At 67.1% G+C, this 20,314-nt stretch carries 13 protein-coding genes; 9 read left to right on the top strand and 4 right to left on the bottom strand.

The window, feature by feature from the left end; genetic code table 11:
• Positions 1-4: 4 nt before the first annotated feature.
• The gene (gene hrcA / locus AB4Y44_RS11890) at positions 5-1,024 is read right to left on the bottom strand and encodes a heat-inducible transcriptional repressor HrcA (protein WP_133182506.1); all 1,020 of its coding nucleotides are present in this window, start codon (positions 1,022-1,024) and stop codon (positions 5-7) included.
• Between the two features lie 285 nt (positions 1,025-1,309).
• On the opposite strand from hrcA, the gene AB4Y44_RS11885 reads away from it, so the two are divergent.
• The 4 genes from AB4Y44_RS11885 (at position 1,310) to AB4Y44_RS11870 (ending at position 4,696) form a co-directional block, all read left to right on the top strand.
• Positions 1,310-2,221 (top strand): NAD kinase, encoded by a 912-nt coding sequence (locus AB4Y44_RS11885; protein WP_028202022.1) that lies wholly within the window; start codon positions 1,310-1,312, stop codon positions 2,219-2,221.
• A gap of 96 nt (positions 2,222-2,317) precedes the next feature.
• A complete protein-coding gene (gene recN / locus AB4Y44_RS11880) occupies positions 2,318-3,997 on the top strand; it encodes a DNA repair protein RecN (protein WP_368699632.1) in 1,680 nt (559 codons plus the stop codon).
• 100 nt (positions 3,998-4,097) lie between these two features.
• On the top strand, positions 4,098-4,379 hold the full coding sequence (locus AB4Y44_RS11875; protein ID WP_069267792.1) for a type II toxin-antitoxin system Phd/YefM family antitoxin: 282 nt from the start codon (positions 4,098-4,100) through the stop codon (positions 4,377-4,379).
• Entirely contained in the window at positions 4,376-4,696 is a 321-nt protein-coding gene (locus AB4Y44_RS11870; protein ID WP_368699631.1) for a type II toxin-antitoxin system RelE/ParE family toxin, read from the top strand. Before AB4Y44_RS11875 ends, AB4Y44_RS11870 begins: the two co-directional genes overlap by 4 nt.
• On the opposite strand, the gene glnE is transcribed toward AB4Y44_RS11870, so the two are convergent.
• The gene (gene glnE, locus AB4Y44_RS11865; protein WP_368699630.1) at positions 4,693-7,512 is read right to left on the bottom strand and encodes a bifunctional [glutamate--ammonia ligase]-adenylyl-L-tyrosine phosphorylase/[glutamate--ammonia-ligase] adenylyltransferase; all 2,820 of its coding nucleotides are present in this window, start codon (positions 7,510-7,512) and stop codon (positions 4,693-4,695) included. The genes AB4Y44_RS11870 and glnE overlap by 4 nt on opposite strands.
• A 325-nt stretch (positions 7,513-7,837) precedes the next feature.
• Between glnE and AB4Y44_RS11860 the strand changes: the two genes are divergently transcribed.
• From AB4Y44_RS11860 to aroG, 4 genes are all read left to right on the top strand, one after another.
• Positions 7,838-12,304, top strand: a complete 4,467-nt coding sequence (locus AB4Y44_RS11860; RefSeq protein WP_368699629.1) for a YhdP family protein — start codon at positions 7,838-7,840, stop codon at positions 12,302-12,304.
• A 71-nt stretch (positions 12,305-12,375) separates the two neighbouring features.
• Positions 12,376-13,209 carry a carbon-nitrogen hydrolase family protein gene (locus AB4Y44_RS11855; RefSeq protein ID WP_368699667.1) on the top strand — a complete coding sequence of 278 codons (834 nt, stop codon included), beginning with the start codon at positions 12,376-12,378 and terminating at the stop codon, positions 13,207-13,209.
• A 149-nt stretch (positions 13,210-13,358) separates the two neighbouring features.
• Positions 13,359-14,825 carry a metalloprotease TldD gene (tldD, locus tag AB4Y44_RS11850; RefSeq protein WP_322030746.1) on the top strand — a complete coding sequence of 489 codons (1,467 nt, stop codon included), beginning with the start codon at positions 13,359-13,361 and terminating at the stop codon, positions 14,823-14,825.
• Positions 14,826-15,251: 426 nt separating this feature from the next.
• Positions 15,252-16,325: a 3-deoxy-7-phosphoheptulonate synthase AroG gene (aroG, locus tag AB4Y44_RS11845; protein ID WP_342919306.1), complete on the top strand. Its 1,074-nt coding sequence runs from the start codon at positions 15,252-15,254 to the stop codon at positions 16,323-16,325.
• 57 nt (positions 16,326-16,382) lie between these two features.
• Here aroG and AB4Y44_RS11840 read toward each other — a convergent pair whose 3' ends face one another.
• On the bottom strand, positions 16,383-17,318 hold the full coding sequence (locus AB4Y44_RS11840; RefSeq protein ID WP_368699628.1) for a glycosyltransferase family 2 protein: 936 nt from the start codon (positions 17,316-17,318) through the stop codon (positions 16,383-16,385).
• A gap of 457 nt (positions 17,319-17,775) precedes the next feature.
• On the opposite strand from AB4Y44_RS11840, the gene AB4Y44_RS11835 reads away from it, so the two are divergent.
• Complete coding sequence (locus AB4Y44_RS11835; RefSeq protein WP_368699627.1) at positions 17,776-18,942, top strand: glycosyltransferase; 1,167 nt, start codon at positions 17,776-17,778, stop codon at positions 18,940-18,942.
• 54 nt (positions 18,943-18,996) lie between these two features.
• Here AB4Y44_RS11835 and AB4Y44_RS11830 read toward each other — a convergent pair whose 3' ends face one another.
• Complete coding sequence (locus AB4Y44_RS11830; protein ID WP_368699626.1) at positions 18,997-20,244, bottom strand: oligosaccharide flippase family protein; 1,248 nt, start codon at positions 20,242-20,244, stop codon at positions 18,997-18,999.
• Between the last annotated feature and the right edge of the window lie 70 nt (positions 20,245-20,314).

Here is a 20,314-nt window from a genome sequence, read left to right as displayed (position 1 = left end):
GCGCTCAGTTCTGGCTCAGCGTGAGCGAGAGCAGGCGCGCGGTGATGTCGACGATCGGAATCACCCGGTTGTACGCCATGCGCGTCGGCCCGATCACGCCGAGCGTGCCGACGATCTTGCCGTTCACCTCGTAGGGAGCCGTCACCACGCTCATTTCCTCGATCGGCACGAGTTGCGACTCGCCGCCAATGAAAATCTGCACGCCCTGCGCGTGGCTCGAGACGTCGAGCAGCTGCAGGAGACTGGTTTTCTGGTCGAACACGTCGAACAGCTTGCGCAGGCGCGCCATGTCCGAAGAAAGGTCGGCCACTTCGAGCAGGTTGCGCTCGCCGGAAATGAGCAGGGTATCGCCGCCTTCGGGCTCTTCGGTGCTCGCAGTCACGGCCGCGTGCATGAGCGTGGTCATGTCGCCGCGCAGCGCGTCGATTTCCTCGCGCAGGCGGCGGCGCACCTCGTCGAACGACAGGCCCGCGAAGTGCGCGTTGATGTAATTGGAGGCTTCGATGAGCTCGGAAGGCGTGAAGTCGCGCTGCGTCGCCATGATGCGGTTCTGCACGTCGCCTTCGGGCGTCACGATGATGAGCAGGATGCGCTTGTCGGACAGGCGCATGAACTCGATCTGCTTGAACACGTGGCTGCGCCGGGGCGTCAGCACCACGCCCGCGAACTGCGAGAGGTTCGACAGCACGCTGGCGGCGGCCGCCACGACTTTCTGCGGCTCGCCGGGGCGCAGCGTGGTCTTCACCGCGCGCGTGAGCGCGTCGTCGTCGGAGCTGGGCTCGACGGTGAGCATGGTGTCGACGAACAGGCGATAGCCGCGCGGCGTGGGCACACGCCCGGCCGAGGTATGCGGGCTGGACACGAGACCCAGCTCCTCGAGGTCCGACATGACGTTGCGGATCGTCGCCGGGCTCAGTTCCAGGCCGGAATAGCGCGACAGCGTGCGCGAGCCGACCGGCTGACCTTCGGCGATGTAGCGCTCGATCAGCGTCTTGAGGAGGGTTTGTGCGCGGGGATCTAGCATGACTCAAAATTTTAGCCTAATGGCGCTTTGGCCGCGAGTACGCCGCCATGCCGGGCCCGGCGGGCAGGCCTGCAGCGCGGGGTGGGGCGGGTTTCGGCCGCCGTCGCCGGGCGGATTGCACGCCACATCGCACGCCACATCGCACGCCCCCTCGCCCGGTATCTGGCGCGGTGTCATCGCCGTGTCACCGGCTTCGGGCTGAAGGGCGCAGCGCGCAAGGCCTGGCGGGCCGCGCCCGGCTTGCGCCAGGTTCTTTTCGTGACCTGACTATGGTGTAATGCCGGCATGCAGATCCAGAAGATCCAGAGCCAGTTCAAGACGGTTGCGCTCGTTGGGCGCAGCAATACGCCAGGCATTGCCGAGCCGCTGACGGCGCTCGCCCAGACCATTTCGAAGCGCGGCTTCGAAGTCGTATTCGAAGCGCAGACCGCGGAGGAAATTGGCGCGCAGGGCTATCCCGCGCTGCAGCCGGCCGAAATCGGCGCGCGCGCGGACGTGGCCGTCGTGCTCGGCGGCGACGGCACGATGCTCGGCATCGGCCGCCAGCTCGCGCCCTACCGCACGCCGCTCATCGGCATCAACCACGGGCGGCTCGGCTTCATTACCGACATCGCGTTCTCCGAGATGCAGGAAGTCGTGCCGCAGCTGCTCGCCGGCTCGTTCGAGCGCGAGGAGCGCTCACTGCTGGAGTCGCGCATCACGCGCGACGGCGACCCGATTTACCACGCGCTTGCCTTCAACGACGTGGTCGTGAACCGTAGCGGCTTTTCGGGCATGGCCGAACTGCGCGTGAACGTGGATGGCCGCTTCATGTACAACCAGCGCTCCGACGGTCTGATCGTCGCGACGCCCACGGGCTCGACCGCCTACGCGCTCTCGTCGCAGGGGCCGATCCTGCATCCGCAGCTGCAAGGCATCGTGCTCGTGCCGATCGCGCCGCACGCGCTCTCGAACCGCCCGATCGTGCTGCCCGATGACTGCAAGGTGAGCATCCAGATCGTCGCGGGCCGCGACGTCAACGTGAATTTCGACATGCAGTCGTTCACGGCGCTGGAGCTGAACGACGTGATCGAGGTGCGCCGCTCGCGCCACACCGTGCCCTTCCTGCACCCGGTCGGCTACAGCTACTACCGCACGCTGCGCAAGAAGCTGCACTGGAACGAGCACCCCTCGCTGCAGGGCGATCCGGAGGACTAACCCCGCGTCTTCGCGTGAAGCGCGCGCGGCCGTTGCCATGCAGCCAGCAGTCCCACGGTAATCCAAGCCAACCCAGAAAAAGCAGAACCAGACGCCATGCTTCGCCATCTCTCGATTCGCGACTTCGTGATCGTCGCCGCGCTCGACCTCGAATTCGACAGCGGCTTCACTGTGTTTTCCGGCGAAACGGGCGCGGGCAAGTCGATCCTGATCGACGCCCTCGCCCTCACGCTCGGCACACGCGCCGACGCGAGCGTGGTGCGCACGGGCGAGACCCGCGCCGACATCACCGCCGAGTTCGATGTGCCCGCGCATGCCGCGCTTTGGCTCGACGAGCAGGCGCTCACGAACGGCGACGGCGAGCACACGGTCATGATGCGCCGCGTGGTGGACAGCGGCGGGCGCTCGCGTGCCTTCATCAACGGCACGCCCGCCACGCTCGCGCAACTGCGCGAGCTGGGCGAAATGCTCGTCGACATCCACGGCCAGCATGCGCACCAGCTACTCATGCGCCCCGACGCGCAGCGCGAACTGTTCGACACGCACGCCGGCCTCACGGATCTCGCCGCCACCGTCACGCGCGCGTGGCGCGAGGCGCGCGACGCGCGTCTCGCCCTGCAAAGCGCCATGTCGCGCGACCGCGAGCTGCAGCTCGAGCGCGAGCGCCTCGCCTGGCAGCTCGCCGAACTCGACAAGCTCGCGCCGCAGCCGGGCGAATGGGAAGAAGTGAACGCGGAGCACGTGCGGCTTTCGAACTCGGCCAACCTGATCGAAGGCGTGCAAGGCGCGCTCGCGGCGTTATCCGAATCCGACGAGGCGATGCTCTCGCAATTGAACTCGATGGTCTCGAAGCTGCGCTCTCTCGCCGAGGTCGACGCCGAGCTCAACGACGCGCTCGCCGCGCTCGAACCGGCCGCGATCCAGATCCAGGAAGCGGCGTACTCGCTCTCGCACTACGCGCAGCGTCTCGATCTCGATCCGCAGCATCTCGCGCAGGTCGAACGGCGCCTCGACGCGCTGCATTCGACGGCGCGCAAGTTCCGACTGCCGGCCGAGACGCTGCCCGAAGAACACGCGTCGCGCCGCCAGCAGCTCGCGGCGCTCGACGCCGCATCCGATCTCGACGGCCTGCGCGCCGCCGAGCAGAAGGCGCAGGACGCCTATCTCGCGCAGGCGCGCCAGCTCTCGAAGGCGCGCGCCAAGGCGGCGAAGGCGCTCGGCGCGGCGGTCACGCAAGGCATGCAGGAACTGTCGATGGCCGGCGGCAGCTTCGAAGTCGCGCTCGTGGCGCTCGGCAGCAGCTCGACCGGCGAGCCGATCGGCGGCGCCCATGGTCTGGAACAGATCGAATTCCGCGTAGCGGGCCATGCCGGCGTGCCGCTGCGCCCGCTCGCGAAGATCGCCTCGGGCGGCGAGCTCGCGCGCATCAGCCTCGCGCTCGCCGTGATCGCGAGCGCGGCGAGCCCCACGCCCACCCTGATCTTCGACGAAGTGGATACGGGCATTGGTGGCGGCGTCGCCGAAGTGGTGGGACGTTTGCTGCACCAGCTCGGGCGCGCACGCCAGGTGCTGTGCGTCACGCACTTGCCGCAGGTCGCGGCGCGCGGCGATCACCACTTCCAGGTCGCGAAGTCCGGCGACGGCAACGGCGGCACGGTCTCGGCCGTCACGCCGCTCGACAGGGGCGGCCGGGTGGAGGAAGTCGCGCGCATGCTGGGCGGGCTGGAGATTACCGCGACGACCAGGCGGCATGCGAAGGAGATGCTGGCGGCTTGAGCTTCCCTGCCTCGTTGATACCACCCTAAATATCGCCTCCAATCAGTCCGAATTTAGGTCTATATTTAGTCCTGTAGACATGCCAGCCCGAGGAACGGAGATGAAGCCCAGCCAGGTGAAGCCCATTAGCTATCTGAAGAGCCACGCCGCTGAGATCGTCCGCGAGATCACGGAAAGTGGCGAGCCGATGCTGATCACCCAAAACGGTGAAGCCAGGGTCGTCGTGCAGGACGCACAATCCTACGAGGATATGCAACAAACGTTAGCACTCCTGAAGATTCTGACGCTGGGGCGCAAGGATATCGAAGCCGGTCGCTACATTCCGGCGAGTGATGTTTTCACTGAACTGGAGCAGATGGACAAGGACGACGGTATTGCATGAAGGCCGTCTTCCTCCAGTCGGCGCGGACCGACATGCAAGACTTTCGACGTTACGTGATCGCCAAATTCGGCCCGAAGGCCTGGCGTGAAACATCGGCGAAGATTCGCGGCGATATTGAACAAGTCGAGGCATTTCCCCGAAATGGGCACGTTCCTCCTGAGCTCGCGGAACTGGGCTCTACGAACTATCGGCAGATAGTAAGCGGCATGAACCGCATCATCTACGAGATCGACGATCCGATGATCTATATCCAGTTGATCGTCGACACCCGCAGAGACCTGAAGGACGTTCTGGCCAGGGTTTTGCTGCGGCCCTAAGCCTGCCCCCGCTCCCCGAACACGCGTTTCCACAACGCCAGCACGGCCTCGCGCTCACGCTCCACACGCGCCGGATCGACACGCGCCTTCTCCATGCCGTCGAGCCGCAACTGGTGCTGCAGCTTGCGATACAGCCGGTACGCCGAGCCTATCGTCTCGGCCTCCTCCTCGCTCATGAGCCCGAAGCGCGACACCTCGCGCAGCAGCGCGATATTGCCCGTGTTGCGGATCAGCTCGGGATCCTGCGCCGCGTGCAGCAGCACCCAGTACTGGACGAGAAACTCGATGTCCACCATGCCGCCGCGGTCGTGCTTCAGGTCGAAGAGTTCGGTGCGGTTCGGGTGGCCGTCTTCCACGCGCTGGCGCATCGCCACGATCTCGCTCGCGAGCGGCGCGGCGTCGCGCGGCGTGGTCAGCACCTGCACGCGGATCGCCTCGAAGGCGCGGCCGATGGCCGTGTCCCCGGCCGAGAAGCGCGCGCGCGTGAGCGCCTGATGCTCCCAGACCCAAGCCGTGTTCGCCGCATCCCCTTCGCGCAGCTGGTAGCGGCGGAACGCGTCGAGGTCGGTCACGAGCAGGCCCGACTCGCCGTTCGGCCGCAGGCGCAGATCGACGTCGAACAGCGTGCCCGCGCCGGTGGCCGTGGTGAGCCACGTGATGAGGCGGCGCGCGAAGGTCGCGTAGATCTCCGAGGCACGCTCGTCCTCGTCTTCGTACAGGAAGATGATGTCGAGGTCCGACGCGTAGCCGAGCTCCTTGCCGCCCAGCTTGCCGTAAGCGATCGCCGCGAAGCGCGGCACCTCGCGATGGCGTTTGGCGAACTGCTTCCAGACGGTCTCGATGGTCACGTCGAGCACGGCGTCGGCAAGCTCCGAGAGCCGGTCGCTCACGTGCTCCACCGAGAGCCGCCCCGCCAGGTCGTTGAGCAGGATGCGGAACACCTCGGCCTGGTGCGCGTGGCGCAGCAGGTCCATCTGCTGCTCGACGTCGGCGGCGGCAGCGAGCCGTGCGCGCAGCAGGCGCGAAAACTCGGGCCAGTCGAACGGCGACGCAACCGCCTCGTCGTCGAGCAGTTCGTCGAGCAGTTGCGGATGGCGGATCAGATAGCCCGCCGCCCAGCGCGAGCCGCCCAGCACCTTGAGCACGCGGCTGAGCGCATCCGGATATTCGCAGAGCAGCGCGAGATACGCGCCGCGCCGGATCACGGCTTCGAGCAGGTCGAACATGCGCGCGAGCGTGTCGCCGCGGCGCTCGCGCGGCTCGAGCGTACGCGCGGCTTCGAGCGCGCGCTGCGCGACGCTGTCGAAGCGCTCGCGGCTCTTCTCGGGCAGTCCCGCGTAACGCGACGACTGCCAGAGCCCGCGCAGGCGCGCGAGCAGCGGTGCGGGATCGTCGATACCCAGTTCCGCGAGACGTTCGAGCAACGAGTCTTCGGCGCCCTCTTCCATCAGCGCGCCGCTCCAGACCCATGCCGCCGCGCCGTCTTCGGACGCGCCGCAGCCGCCCTCGCCGCCCATCTTGTCGGAGAAGATCTGCACGAACTGGCGCTCGACGTTGTCGCGGTGGCCGTCGAGCGTCGTCATCAACGCGGCGTAGTCGGCGAAGCCCATCGACTTCGCGAGCGCCGCGCGCTCTTCGGCGTCGACGGGCATGGCGTGCGTTTGCGCGTCGTCGCGATACTGCAGGCGATGCTCGAGGTCGCGCAGGAAGTTGTAGGCGCGCGTGAGCTCGCCGCACACCTCCGGCGCAATCAGTCCGCGCGCGGCGGCGTAGCCGAGCACGGCCAGTGTGGGGCGTACGCGAAAGCCCGCGTCCTGGCCGCCGCGGATGAGCTGGAAAACCTGGGCACTGAACTCGATCTCGCGAATCCCGCCGCGCCCGAGCTTGATGTCGTCGGCCTTGTCGGGGCGCATCATGGCGCGCCGCTGCGCTTCCTGGCGAATCTGCACGTGCAGCGAGCGGATCGCGCTGATCACGCCGAAGTCCAGATAACGCCGGTAGACGAAGGGCTTCACGAGCGATTCGAGCTGGCGTGCGAGACGCAGCGCGCTGTCGCTCTCGTCCCCGGAAACGAGCCGCCCCTTGATCCACGCATAGCGCTCCCACTCGCGGCCCTGCACGTAGAAGTACTCTTCGAGCATGCCGAGGCTGCAGACGAGCGGCCCGGAGTCGCCGTTCGGACGCAGGCGCATGTCCACGCGAAACACGAAGCCATCGGCCGTCACGTCGCTCAGCGCGGCGATCAGGCGCTTGCCCACGCGCGTGAAGTAGTCCTGCGTGGCGATGGCCGAGCGTTGCCCGCCCGTGGTTTCGCCGTCGTCCTCGTAGACGAAGATCAGGTCGATGTCGGACGAAACGTTCAGCTCGCGCCCGCCCAACTTGCCCATGCCCACCACGCCGAGCGTGAGGCGCTCGCCGCCCGGGCCGCGCGGCTCGCCGAAGAGCGTCTCGAGGTCGGCGCTCACGCAGGCGAGCGCGCGCTGGATCGTGACTTCGGCGAGATCGGTCATGCTGCCGGTCACTTCTGCGACGTCGGCCACGCCGCCGAGGTCCCGCTCCATCACCGCGCAGATCACTTCCACGCGCAGCTGGCGCAGGACTGTCTTCAGCTGCTCGTCGTTGAGCAGCGCGCCAGGTGCGGCGTTTGCTGCGGTGAGCAGTTGCTCGCTCAACGCGTCGAGCCGCGCGACGATGCGTTCGCGCGAGAGCGGCGCGGCGGCCAGCGCCTCGACCTGCGCCGCGAGGCCAGGGCGCGCGGCGTAAGCACGTGCTGCGTAGCGGGAGTAGCTGGAACTCAGAAGAGGGATGTCGGTCATGAAGTGCTGCTTGCCGGGAAGGCCCGCTGTTCGCCGTTGTTACGTTGCGCGCGCCTGGGTTGATGACGTTGCCAGTGTGACGATGACGATGCCGATACCGGTGGCTCGACTGCGAGGGTTCGCCTGGTGCCACGCACACATCGCCCGCCTGGTCTCGCGGGCCGCCTCACCGATGCATCCGGCATAGCCGCCACTGCAGTGCGAAAAATCATGCGTGTCACGCGCCGCGTGGCCATCCCGGCTTCCCCGGATGGGCCTTCTGACGGCCCTCTGTGATACATTTCGTCGTTAGAACGCAACGCTACCATACCCCACCCGCCGCAGCATGTCCGAGCGAAACGATCACGCCGGCCTACCCCAATCTGGACATGCCAGCCAGGCTACCGAGCCAGGGGGTCCGCACCATCATCACCCGGTCCTGCGCCACACGCTGCGCGTGCTGGCGATCTTCGCGCTCGTCCTGTATTTCATCGTCTCGGTCCTGCTGCTCGGGCTGCGCTACGTCGTGCTGCCGTACGTGGACAACTTCCGGCCGCGCATCGAGCAGCTCGTCTCCTCGAAGATTCACGCCGAGTTCCGCATCGGCAAGCTCGCGCCGCACTGGTCGGGCTTCCAGCCAGGCATCGACGTCACTGATCTGACGATTCGCGACCGCCACGGCAACATCGCGCTCGACGTGCCGCACGCCACGGCCTCGGTGTCGTGGCGCTCGGTCGTACTGCTCGAACCGCTGCTCTCGAGCATCGTGGTCGAACAGCCCGACGTGCACCTCGCGCGCGAGGACGACGGCACACTCACCGTGGCGGGCGTGCCCGTGCCCACCGCACACACGGGCAACGCGACCTTCACGACGTGGCTCATGCGCCAGCAGGCCGTCGTGCTGCGCGGCGGCACGCTGCGCTGGCACGACGCCACGCGCGACGTGCCCGACCTCGCGCTCTCGCACATCCGCCTCGCGATCCTCAACGACGGCTACGATCACCGCGTCGCGCTCCAGGCGCCGGCCGAGGGCACCGTGCTGCACGGCCCGCTCGACTTCCGCGCGCACTTCACGCACGCGCACTACGCGCAGGCCGGCAAGCCGATCAGCTGGACGGGCGACACCTATCTCTCGACCGGCCCCGTCGATCTGCCCACGCTCGCGCGCTACATCAACTTCCCGATCGCCACCTACGCGGGGCGTATCGACAACGCGATCTGGGCGCACTTCTCGAACGGACGCATTCTCGAGGCGAGCGGCGCGCTGGAAGGCGCGAACATATCGTTGCGCACGCGGCCCACGCAGCCGCTGCTCGACATGCCGGTCGCGAGCTTCCACTGGAGCCTGGGCATCCAGCCCGGCGACTACGCGCTCCAGCTGCGCGACTTCCATGCCGAACTGGGCCAGCCGCCGCTCGACGACGGCACGCCGCTCACGCGCTCGCTCGCGCTCACGACGCTCGACGCGCGCTTTCGCCAGCAAACGCTCCAGCACGGCCAGTTGATGAGCGTGCGCGGCGACCGGATCGATCTCGGCATCCTCGCCGAGTTCATGCGCGCGCTGCCGTTGCCCGGGCGCGTGCAGGGCGCGCTCGTGCGCTTCGACCCGCGCGGGCTGGTGGCGAACTACGATCTCGCGCTCGAGCGTGCGAAGCCCGACTCGGGCGAAGCGGCCGCCGAGCAACGCTCCACGAGCGTCGAGCCGGTCACCCACTATCGCTTCAAGGGCGACCTGCAGGGCATCAGCATGAATGCGCAGGAGCCGGGACCGGGACTCACGCCGCGCGGCCACCCGCGCGCGGGCCTGCCGGGGGTCGAGAACCTCTGGGGGCACATCGACGCCGACGAGTCGCACGGCACCATCGACCTCGACACGAACAGCGTCGCCATCACGCTGCCCGGCGTGTTCGACAATCCGCGCCTCACGTTCGACCGGCTCTACGGTGCGGCCAAATGGACCGTGGCCGCCGAGCGCGAGCCCGGCAACCGGCTGAAGGCGTTCACCGTCGATGTCGCGAGCCTCGGCATCGAGAACGCCGACGCGCGCGCGAAGATGACCGCGCACTACACCAACCCCGGAAAGGGACGCGGCGCGCTCGACCTGGTCGCGCATTTCGACGAGGCCAAGGTCAAGGCCATTCCGCGCTACCTGCCCACCGCCATCAGCGAGAAGACGCGCATCTATCTCGGCCATGGCCTGCAGGCGGGCCTTTCGAAGGGCGCGACGATCGAGGTCCACGGCGACCTCACCAAATTCCCCTACTCGCGCGACCCCGACGCGGGCCAGTTCCGCATCGTCGCGCCGTTCACGGGCGGGCGCTTCGACCCGTCGCCGTTCCCGCCGCGCAAGATGCGCAACGGCGCGCCGAACGTCTGGCCGGCGTTCGACGGCATCGACGGCATGTTCAAGCTGCACGAGAACAAGCTGCGCTTCGACGTCGATCGCGGCCACTATCGCAACTTCGTGCTGCGCAACGTGAGCGGCCGCATCGAGGAACTGGGCGTCAAGGGTTCCGACATCGTGATCGAGGGGAGCGGGCGCGGGCCGCTCGCAGACCTGCTCGACTACGCGGACAACAGCTCGATCGGCTACATCTCGAAGCACGCCACCGCGAAGGTGCGTGCGCAGGGGCAGTCCACGCTCGCGCTCAAGCTCACGATCCCGCGCCATCCGATGCCGAAGGTGCAGCTCGCGGGCGCCATCGGCTTCGAGAACAACACGCTCACCACGAAGAACGTGCCGCCCGTTTCGAACCTCACCGGCCAGGTACGCTTCACGAACCACAGCGCCAATGTCGAGCGGCTCACCGCGCGTTTTCTCGGCGGCGATCTGCGCGCCAGCGGCGGCATGCGCGACGACGGGCACTACAAGGTGGACGTAGCCGGCGACGTCGCGGTCGATGCGGCGCGCGGGCTGAACCTGCATGGCATGGCGGCGGCGGCGCTCGGGCGCCTGTCGGGCGCGGCGCCCTACTCGCTTTCGGTGGCCGGCCAGCGCGGGCGTCTGCCCGACGTGAAGGCCAACGCCGATCTCACGGGCCTCGCGCTCGACCTGCCCGCGCCGTTCGGCAAGGCGGCCGGCACGCCGATGCCGCTGAGCTTCGAATTGCAGCCGGGCACGGGCACGCCCGCCGAATCCGCCGTCGGCACCGATGCCAAGGCCGACGACGCCGCCTTCGAACACGCAGAACTCACGCTCGGGCCGCTTGCCGCGCGCTACGTGATGCGCCGCCATCCGGGTCACGTACCGGAAGTCGTGCGCGGTGCGATCGGCATGAACCGCCCGGCCGACCTGCCCTCGGAAGGCGTGGCCGCGGCCGTCGACCTGCCCACCTTCGACGCCGACGCCTGGCGCGCCGTGGTGCAGCAGCTGCGCGGGAGCGCGGCGGCCCAGGCCCAGGGCGCGACGCCTGCGAGCGCGGCGAGCGGCGCCCGGGCGGCGGTTCCCCCGCCGCGCACCGCCGCAGAAAGAGCGGCCGAGCGGATGGCTCAAAATCAAAACGCGGCGCCGGGCGCAGCCTCCGAAGCGGCCGTGGCCAACGCCGCGCCTGCCGCGCCACAAAGCCCGGCATCGGCAACCGCGGCTGCCGCGCCGAGCGCCGCCTCGTCACCGCTCGCGCCCAACGGCGCGGTCGGCCAGTTCCTGCCGTCGCGCTTCGCGGTCCACGTCGGCATGCTCACGCTGCTCAAGCGCCACTGGGAGAACGTCGTGCTCGGCGCGTCGCGCACCGGCGAGCGCGGCAACGAATGGCAGGCCAACGTCGCCTCCAACCAGGTCTCGGGCCACGTCTCGTGGAAGCCGGGCGCCGTGCCGGGGGCGCCCGGCACGCTCGAAGCGCGGCTCGCGCGTCTCACCGTGCCCGCGGCCACCGAAAACGACCTGCTCGGCCAGGCGATGTCGCAGCCCGCGCAGAACATGCCGTCGATCGACCTCGTCGTGAACCAGCTCATCGTGCGCGACCGCGATCTCGGCCGCCTCCAGGTGAACGCGCACAACTTCGACGACAACGGCGTGCCGGTCTGGCAGCTGGACCAGCTCGACATCAGCAACCCGGACGCGCACCTCACCGCCACGGAAAACTGGCGCGCGGTGGGCGACACGGCAGCCAGCGACGACTCGGCCGCCGCCGGCATGCACACGCCGCGCCGCACGGCGCTCGACTTCCATCTCGACATCAAGGACGCCGGTGCGCTGCTTCAACGCGCCGGCCGGCCGCATGTGCTCAAGAACGGCTCGGGCACGCTCTCGGGCAACCTGGCATGGCAAGGCGGCCCCACGCGCATCGACTTCCCGTCGCTCAACGGCAACCTTACGCTCGACCTGCGGCACGGCCAGATCCTCAAGGTCGATCCGGGCATGGCAAGGCTGCTCGGCGTGCTGAGCCTGCAAAGCCTCGCGCGCTTCCTCACGACGGACTTCCGCGACATCATCGGCGAAGGCCTGCCCTTCACGAGCGCGACGGCCACCGCGCAGATCCAGAACGGCATCGGCAGCACCAACGATTTCAAGCTCGTCACCGCCCCCGGGCGCGCGACGATGACGGGCAGCGTCGACCTCGCGCACGAAACCCAGGACCTGCGCGTACACGTGGTGCCGACGGTCAGCGCGGGCGCGGGCGTGGTCGCTGCGGCCATCATCAATCCGCTCTTCGGCCTCGGCGCGCTGATCGGCGACATCGTGCTCTCGCACACGCTCGAGCACGCGTTCGCGATGGACTTCGCGATCACGGGCCCGTGGGCCAAACCGCACGTCGAGCGGCTGCATGGCGATCAGGGTAAGATGGACGCGCAGGCGCCGGCCGCGGTGCACTAGATTGCGCACCGATGCGCTGCGCGCCACGGGCACGCGGTATGCGCGCCATGCACCCCGAACCCATTCAAGATCTGCCGATGAGCGCTCCCTCCCTCGACCCGTTTCGCGTCGCCGCGCTGCAGATGGTCAGCACGCCCGACCGCGAGCGCAATCTCGCCGAAGCGGACCAGTTGATCGCCGAGGCCGCCGCCGCGGGCGCGCGCCTCGTGTTGCTGCCCGAATATTTCTGCTTCATGGGTCACAAGGACAGCGACAAGCTCGCGATCCGCGAGCCCCACGGCGACGGCCCCATTCAGCGTTTTCTCGCCGATGCGGCGAGGCGCCATGACGTGTGGGTGATCGGTGGCACCTTGCCGCTGAATGCGCCCGAAGAAACGCGCGTGCTCAATACCACGCTCGTGTTCGACCCGAGCGGCGAGGAGCGCGCGCGCTACGACAAGATCCACCTCTTCAGTTTCGAAAAAGGCGCTGAATCGTTCGACGAAGCGCGCACGATCCGGCCCGGCGCCGAGGTGCGCACGTTCGAGGCGCCGTTTGGCCGGGTCGGCCTGTCGGTCTGCTACGATCTGCGCTTTCCCGAGCTGTACCGGCGCATGGGAGACTGCGCACTGATGGTCGTGCCTTCAGCGTTCACTTACACCACGGGCCGCGCCCACTGGCAGATACTGCTGCGCGCCCGCGCGATCGAGAACCAGTGCTACGTGCTCGCCGCGGCGCAAGGCGGCACACACGAGAACGGCCGCCGCACATGGGGCCACAGCATGCTGATCGACCCGTGGGGCGAAATCGTCGACGTGCGCGACGAAGGCGCGGGTGTGGTGGCCGGCGACATCGACCTCGAACGCATCGCCAGCGTGCGCGCGAGCCTTCCGGCGTGGCGGCACCGCGTGCTCGACTGCGCATGACGCACGCAATGCACGTAACGCACGCGACGACTGGCCCCGCGAATGAACCCCATCGAATTCCACGCGAGTTCTCCGTTTAAGGCGCTTGATTTCGCAGCACCGCGCCCGAATCTCCATTGACAGACTTTATCGTTGATCCCACAGAGCGCATGAACATCATCGAACCCGGCATCCGCAATCTGGCGACCGCGAAGGACCTGCTCCTCACGCCCTACGGCCTCGACGAGGCAGTGCTCACGCGCACGCTCGGCGAGATCTTCACGCATCGCATCGACTACGCCGACCTCTACTTCCAGACCACGCGCAGCGAGGCCTGGAGCCTCGAGGAAGGCATCGTCAAGTCGGGCAGCTTCAGCATCGACCAGGGCGTCGGCGTGCGTGCCGTGTCCGGCGAGCGCACCGCTTTCGCCTACTCCGACGACCTCTCGCCCGAAGCGATCCGCCAGGCCGCCATCGCCACGCGCTCGATCGCCAGGGCCGGCGGCGGCAAGCAGAAAATCCAGGTGGCGAAGTCGCTCACGGGCATTGCGGGCCGCGATCTGTACCTGCCCTCCGACCCATTGAGCTCGCTCGACGCCACCGAAAAGGTGAAGCTGCTCGAGCGCATCGAGGAGATGGCGCGCGGGCGCGATCCGCGCATCACGCAAGTCATGGCCGCGCTCGCAGGCGAGTACGACGTGGTGCTCGTCGCCCGCAGCGACGGCGCGCTCGCCGCCGACATCCGCCCGCTCGTGCGCGTGTCGGTCACGGTGATCGCCGAGCAGAACGGCCGCCGCGAGATCGGCAACGGCGGCGGCGGCGGCCGCTACGACTACGCCTATTTCACCGACGACATCCTGTCGAAGTACGTGGACGACGCCGTGCACGCCGCGCTCGTGAACCTCGAAGCGCGCCCGGCGCCCGCCGGCGCGATGACCGTCGTGCTCGGCCCGGGCTGGCCCGGCGTGCTGCTGCACGAGGCGATCGGCCACGGCCTCGAAGGCGACTTCAACCGCAAGGGCTCGTCGGCGTTCGCCGGGCGCATCGGCGAGCGGGTGGCCGCGAAGGGCGTGACCGTGGTCGACGACGGCACGCTGCCCAACCGCCGCGGCTCGCTCAATATCGACGACGAAGGCAACCCCACGCAGTGCACGACGCTGATCGAAGACGGCATTCTCAAGGGCTACATTCAGGACTCGCTGAACGCGCGCCTCATGAAGATGCCCGTGACGGGCAACGCGCGCCGCGAGTCGTACGCCGCGCTGCCCATGCCGCGCATGACCAACACGTACATGCTCAACGGCGACAAGGACCCGCAGGAAATCATCGGCTCGGTGAAGAACGGTCTGTATGCCGTGAACTTCGGCGGCGGCCAGGTGGACATCACGAACGGCAAGTTCGTGTTCTCGGCCTCCGAAGCCTACATGATCGAAAACGGCAAGATCACCTACCCCGTCAAGGGCGCAACGCTCATTGGCAGCGGCCCGGAATCGCTCAAGTACGTGAGCATGATCGGCAACGACATGCGCCTCGACTCGGGCGTGGGCGTGTGCGGCAAGGAGGGCCAGAGCGTGCCGGTGGGCGTGGGTCAGCCGACGCTGCGCATCGACCGCATGACGGTGGGCGGCACGGTTTAAGCACCGTTGTCTGCGCGGACTCCATGCACGGCGATGCGGAAATTCCGCATCGCCGTGCGGATTTTCTGCACATGAATCATTTTTTGCGCAGATAGTCCGCTTTTTTACCGCACACCGCTTGCCAGTCACGAGAAGGCCGGGTTATAAAGGCAATCACCCTTTCGACGTAACGAACGTTCAGACAAGACCGCCATGTTCGCCACGAAGTTTTATTTTTACTTCTTTTGGTATCTCAGACCGCTGGCGGATCGAGAGGGTTGATAGTACGCGCAGGACCCCGAACACACGAGAAACCGCCAGCCAAGCCTGGCGGTTTTTTTTCGCCCCGCAGTTTCGACAACAGTTACGAGCCGCACCTTCATCTAACCGAATTTGAAGCACCGTCCGAACGACGCACGCTACGCACAGGATCAGGAGAAAACGACCATGCCCCCGCACAACACCGACGATGTCCGCATTCGCGAACTCAAGGAACTCACGCCACCCGCTCACCTGATCCGCGAGTTCCCCTGCTCGGAAGCCGCCTCCACGCTGATCTTCGAATCGCGCCGCGCCATGCACCGCATCCTGCACGGCATGGACGACCGCCTGATCGTCATCATCGGGCCGTGCTCGATTCACGATACGAAGGCCGCGGTCGACTACGCGAAGAAGCTCGTCGAAGAGCGCAAGCGCTTCAAGAACGAGCTCGAGATCGTGATGCGCGTGTACTTCGAGAAGCCGCGCACGACGGTGGGCTGGAAGGGCCTCATCAACGACCCGTACCTCGACAACAGCTTCAAGATCAACGACGGTCTGCGCACCGCGCGCGAGCTGCTCGTCTCGATCAACGAGCTGGGCCTGCCCGCGGGCACCGAATACCTCGACATGATCAGCCCGCAGTACATCGCCGACCTGATCTCGTGGGGCGCGATCGGTGCGCGCACAACGGAATCGCAGGTGCACCGCGAGCTGGCTTCGGGGCTGTCGTGCCCGGTCGGCTTCAAGAACGGCACGGACGGCAACGTGAAGATCGCCGTGGACGCGATCAAGGCCGCCTCGCAGCCGCACCATTTCCTCTCGGTGACGAAGGGCGGCCACTCGGCCATCGTCTCGACCGCAGGCAATGAGGACTGCCATGTGATTCTGCGCGGCGGCAAGACGCCGAACTACGACGCGGATAGCGTGAACGCCGCATGCAGCGATATCGGCAAGGCGGGTCTGGCCGCGCGCCTCATGATCGATGCGAGCCACGCGAACAGCTCGAAGAAGCACGAGAACCAGATTCCGGTGTGCGCCGACATCGGCCGCCAGGTGGCGGCGGGCGACGAGCGCATCGTCGGCGTGATGGTGGAGTCGCACCTCGTGGCGGGCCGCCAGGACCTCAAGGAAGGCTGCGAGCTGACCTATGGCCAGAGCATCACCGATGCGTGCATCGGCTGGGACGAAAGCGTGGGCGTGCTCGAAGGGCTCGCGCAAGCGGTGAAGCAGCGTCGCATTGCACGCGGTTCGGGCAACTGAGCGCAGCAGGCCTTGACGCGCGCGGCGCGGTTACCCGAAGCTGCGCCGCGCGTGAATTCACAGCCTCTCGGCGCGCTCGGGCCGCACCGCGCCGATGCACAGATCGGCAATCCCGATCACGTTGCCGATGAGCCTGCCGCGCCGGTCGAGATGCGCCTCCGGGCGCACCGACTTCACGCAGTTCATGCTGAGCGCGCGCAGGATGTTGCTGGTCGCTTCCTTGCGCGACATCACACCCTTGTTGCACAGGTACATCGCGTTGACCACCTGCGAATAGCCGAAGCGCCGGCCCGATACGCGCCCGCCTCGTAGCCCGAGGTGCACGCCCAGCAGGTAGTCGCAGTACACGACCCCGCCCCGGCGCGCGAGGCGCCGCGAGAAGTCCTTGTCCTCCAGCCAGCCGTACAGCACGAGACGCTCGTCAAAGCGCAGATCGGCGATGGCCTGCGCGCGGCACGCCATGTTGCAGCCATACAGCTCCACGCAGGGCCGCAGCGGCGGACGCCGCATCACTTCGGCTTGCGCACCGTCCACGAGCGCAATGGCCTCTTCCCATGCGATCGGCTGCGTATTCGCGCCGTCGCGCAGCGTGCGGCCGGAAAAGCCCACGAGATTCGCATCGCGCTCGAACAGCTCCACGCACAGCTCGATCCAGTGACACTCGGGCGCGAAGTCGTCGTCGAGGAAAATCACGACGTCGATGTCCGGCGCAAGCGCGTCGAGCGCGCGATTGCGCTGCACGCTCGAACCCGCGGTGCCGATGATTTCGTTCACGCGCAGACCGTTGGCATCGTAAGGTCCGATGTCGTCTGCGCTGCTGCCCGAAAGGATGATCTGATCCGGGCGCACCGTTTGCCGCGCGAGCAGACGCACGACCCATGCGGTGGCGGTTGGCCGCCCCTTGGTCGCGATCACCACCGCGACGCGCATGCGCGCCTTCGCGCCGTTCGCGGTCGTGGAAGACGCGAGATCATCGGTAGCGTGCGTTGTCATCGGTTTCTCCGCATTCCGGTGGTCGTTTCGACTCGAATCGAGGTTAGCACGAGGCCCTCGCGCCGCCAGTCGGGCCGGATTCAAGTTGTCCGAAACGATCTATTCAACGACTGATTCCAACTGTTTGTGAACGAGCACGCATGCGCGGCGCAGTGCGTGCACTGCGCGGTGTCTGCGCTGTGGCCGTATTAGCCGCGCCCCAACGAACCTTTTACCGCCTCCTTTGTTTCGTTAATTAAATCCGCATTTATTGCACTTTTTCTGCGCATTTATCGATTACGCATCACCCATAGCGCAGCCCCCTCCGGTAAATTCGTCCAATAGCAATTTTCGGATTCCTCTTTTGATAAGACTCGCCTACAACAGCTAAAAGAGATTCGCGCAAATATGACCGACTAACCCACCCCACCGGAAAGATCCTCTCAACATGACTGCGTCGACACGTCGGAGACAGCCAGTGGAACACGAGATCCTCGCTTCCGGGACAACGGTTTGCGAAAGCGAATCCGGCGCGCGGCTCAAACGCCCGGTAGTCTTCTACGTGCAGCCATTGATCGCGCGCTATCGCATCGAAGTCATCGAGTCGCTCAACCGTCTTTTCTCCGTCAAGGTGTTCGCGTGCTCCGAGGGCGTGGAGGCCAACGGCTTTTCGCGCGAGAAGCCCGCGTGCGACGAATTCGTCGAAACGCATATCGCCAGTTTCGCGGGCGTGCCCTCGCGGCGTATTCGCATGCAAAGCCGTGTGCTGAGCCGCATCGTTTTCGAACGTCCCGATGCAGTCCTGATCTTTGCAGACGTTCGCTATCTGTCGCTGTGGCTCGCGCTCCTGGCGGGACGCGTGATGCGCGTGCCCGTACTGATTCACGGCCAGGGGCTCTACCGGCACGAGAGCGCGGGGTTCGTGCGCACGGTCTGCTACCGGCTCGCGGTCGCGCTCGCTGTACGCTACGTCTGCTATACCGAGGCTTCGCGGCGCTCGCTCGTCGCCATCGGTTGCCCGCTCGCGAAGCTCGTCGTCGCGAACAACGCCCTCACGGTCTCGTGCGGCGTGGAGCCCGCCACCAAGACGGGCGCCGAGAGCGGCGTCCTCTTCATCGGCAGGCTGCGCGAAGGGTCGGAGATCGAACCGCTCATCGACGTGGTCGGCCAGCTTCATGCCGAAGGCAACGACATCACGCTCCACGTGATCGGCGACGGCGAGCACGGCGAGCGCCTGAAGCGCAAGTACAGCGATCGCAGCTACGTGGTCTGGTATGGCGCGGTGTTCGACGACGACGCCATCGCGACCATCAGCCGGCGCTGCCGCGTGGGCTGCTATCCGGGCTCGGCGGGCTTGAGCGTCGTGCACATGTTCGCATTGAGCTTGCCGCCCATCGTGCACGACCGGCTGCCGCTGCACATGGGCCCGGAGCCGGGCTACGTCGAGGACGGCCGCAGCGGCTTTTTCTTCGCGCGCGACGGCGGCACAGAGGCGCTCGCCGCCACGTTGCGGCGCATCTGGTCCATGCCGCCCGACGAAATGCGCGCAGCCGCGGCCACCGCGCATGCGGTGTACGCCCAGCTCAACTCGCCTACGCTCGGACATCAGCTCGCCGAGATCGTCGAAGCGGCGCTGCGCGCCTGAATGCCCGCTTGAGTCTCCGCTTCAATCCCCGCTTGAATCCCATCACGCTCCGGTTTATTTCTGCCGCGACACGCGATACAACATCCATGCCGCGCACGAGGACAGCCCGAAGGTCATCGACCATGCCACGCCCGTCACACCCCACATGTGCAACGAAGGTGGCACGGCCAGGACAAGCGCCACGACCTGGAGCAGCGACGCCACCGTGACGGCGCGCGCGTCGCCAACCGCGCGCAGATACGAGGCGAGCACCGAGTTCAGTGCGCTGATCGCCATGTTGATGACGAAGATGCGAAAGAGCGGCACGGCCGACAGCCACGCGGCGCCGAGCACGAGCGAAAAGAGCGGCTCGGCGGCGAAGCGCAGCACGATCACCACGCATGCCAGCCCCGCCACGGCGACCATGAGATAGAGACGAAACAGCCGCGCGGCCGATTGCGGCCCGCCACGATGATGCGCGGCGAAGGTCGGAAACAGATACTGCGAGAGGGCGAGCGCGGCGTCGGCGAGCAGCATTTGCGCGAGCTTCGAGGACATCTGCCAGGCGCCCAGTTGCGTCGGCCCGAGCAGCTTGCCCACCACCACCTTGTCGAACTGGTTGGTGATGAGAATGATCACGCTGCTCGCCCAGATCCAGCGGCTGAAGCCCACGTAATGGCCGATGCCCGACCAGCGCAGCCGGATCGGCGGACGCGGCGACAGCGCGATCCACGTGACGACGCTCTTGAAGGTCTCGCCGATCATCATGCCAAGCAGGAGCGAGTACGGACCCGCCCCCGCCAGTGCGAGCCCGATGCCGAAGGCGCAGTCGAGACACGCGGACGAGATTTCGATCGCCGCAATATGCTGGAAGTGGCGCTCGCGCTGCGTGATGAAATACGCGGGCGAGGCGAGCCCGCGCAGGAGCGGCAGCAGCGCGGCGAGTTGCACGAGGCCGATCGCGCCGCCCAGGTGGAACTGCGCGTCCATGAGCGGCGCGCTCGCGACGAGCAGCAGACCGATCAGCAGGCCCCGCGTGGCGAGCGTGGTCCAGACGGCGCCGGCTTCTGCGCGCGTCGGCGGCGACTGTCCCTGTATGACGGCTTGCGCGAGGCCGGTATCGGAGAGCGCTTCGGCAATCGCGACCGCGAGCAGCGCGACGCTCGCGAGACCGATTGCGGACGGCCCGAGAATGCGCCCGATCACGAGGAACTTGACGGCCACGAGGCCGCGCACGGCGACCTGCTGCAGCAACACCCAGGTCGCCGCGCCGGGTCCGAAGCCGGCCTTGATCGGTATGGCTGGCAGCCGCATCACGCGCAAAATGCCTCTCCTGTTGTCGATCCCTGAGTGGGAGCGTTCGCCCCTTTTCCCGGTTCCCTTCAAGCATGTT

This window comes from Paraburkholderia sp. BR10937 (genome assembly GCF_040965695.1).
GTDB lineage: Bacteria > Pseudomonadota > Gammaproteobacteria > Burkholderiales > Burkholderiaceae > Paraburkholderia.
Note: the sequence above shows the minus strand (reverse complement) of the source record. Positions and strands in the feature narration are given on the sequence as shown.

Excerpts from the sequence above, each read along its gene's own strand:
- hrcA (WP_133182506.1), bottom strand. The coding sequence starts at position 1,024 with ATGCTAGATCCCCGCGCACAAACCCTCCTCAAGACGCTGATCGAGCGC.
- AB4Y44_RS11885 (WP_028202022.1), top strand. The coding sequence starts at position 1,310 with ATGCAGATCCAGAAGATCCAGAGCCAGTTCAAGACGGTTGCGCTCGTT.
- recN (WP_368699632.1), top strand. The coding sequence starts at position 2,318 with ATGCTTCGCCATCTCTCGATTCGCGACTTCGTGATCGTCGCCGCGCTC.
- AB4Y44_RS11875 (WP_069267792.1), top strand. The coding sequence starts at position 4,098 with ATGAAGCCCAGCCAGGTGAAGCCCATTAGCTATCTGAAGAGCCACGCC.
- AB4Y44_RS11870 (WP_368699631.1), top strand. The coding sequence starts at position 4,376 with ATGAAGGCCGTCTTCCTCCAGTCGGCGCGGACCGACATGCAAGACTTT.
- glnE (WP_368699630.1), bottom strand. The coding sequence starts at position 7,512 with ATGACCGACATCCCTCTTCTGAGTTCCAGCTACTCCCGCTACGCAGCA.
- AB4Y44_RS11860 (WP_368699629.1), top strand. The coding sequence starts at position 7,838 with ATGTCCGAGCGAAACGATCACGCCGGCCTACCCCAATCTGGACATGCC.
- tldD (WP_322030746.1), top strand. The coding sequence starts at position 13,359 with ATGAACATCATCGAACCCGGCATCCGCAATCTGGCGACCGCGAAGGAC.
- aroG (WP_342919306.1), top strand. The coding sequence starts at position 15,252 with ATGCCCCCGCACAACACCGACGATGTCCGCATTCGCGAACTCAAGGAA.
- AB4Y44_RS11840 (WP_368699628.1), bottom strand. The coding sequence starts at position 17,318 with ATGACAACGCACGCTACCGATGATCTCGCGTCTTCCACGACCGCGAAC.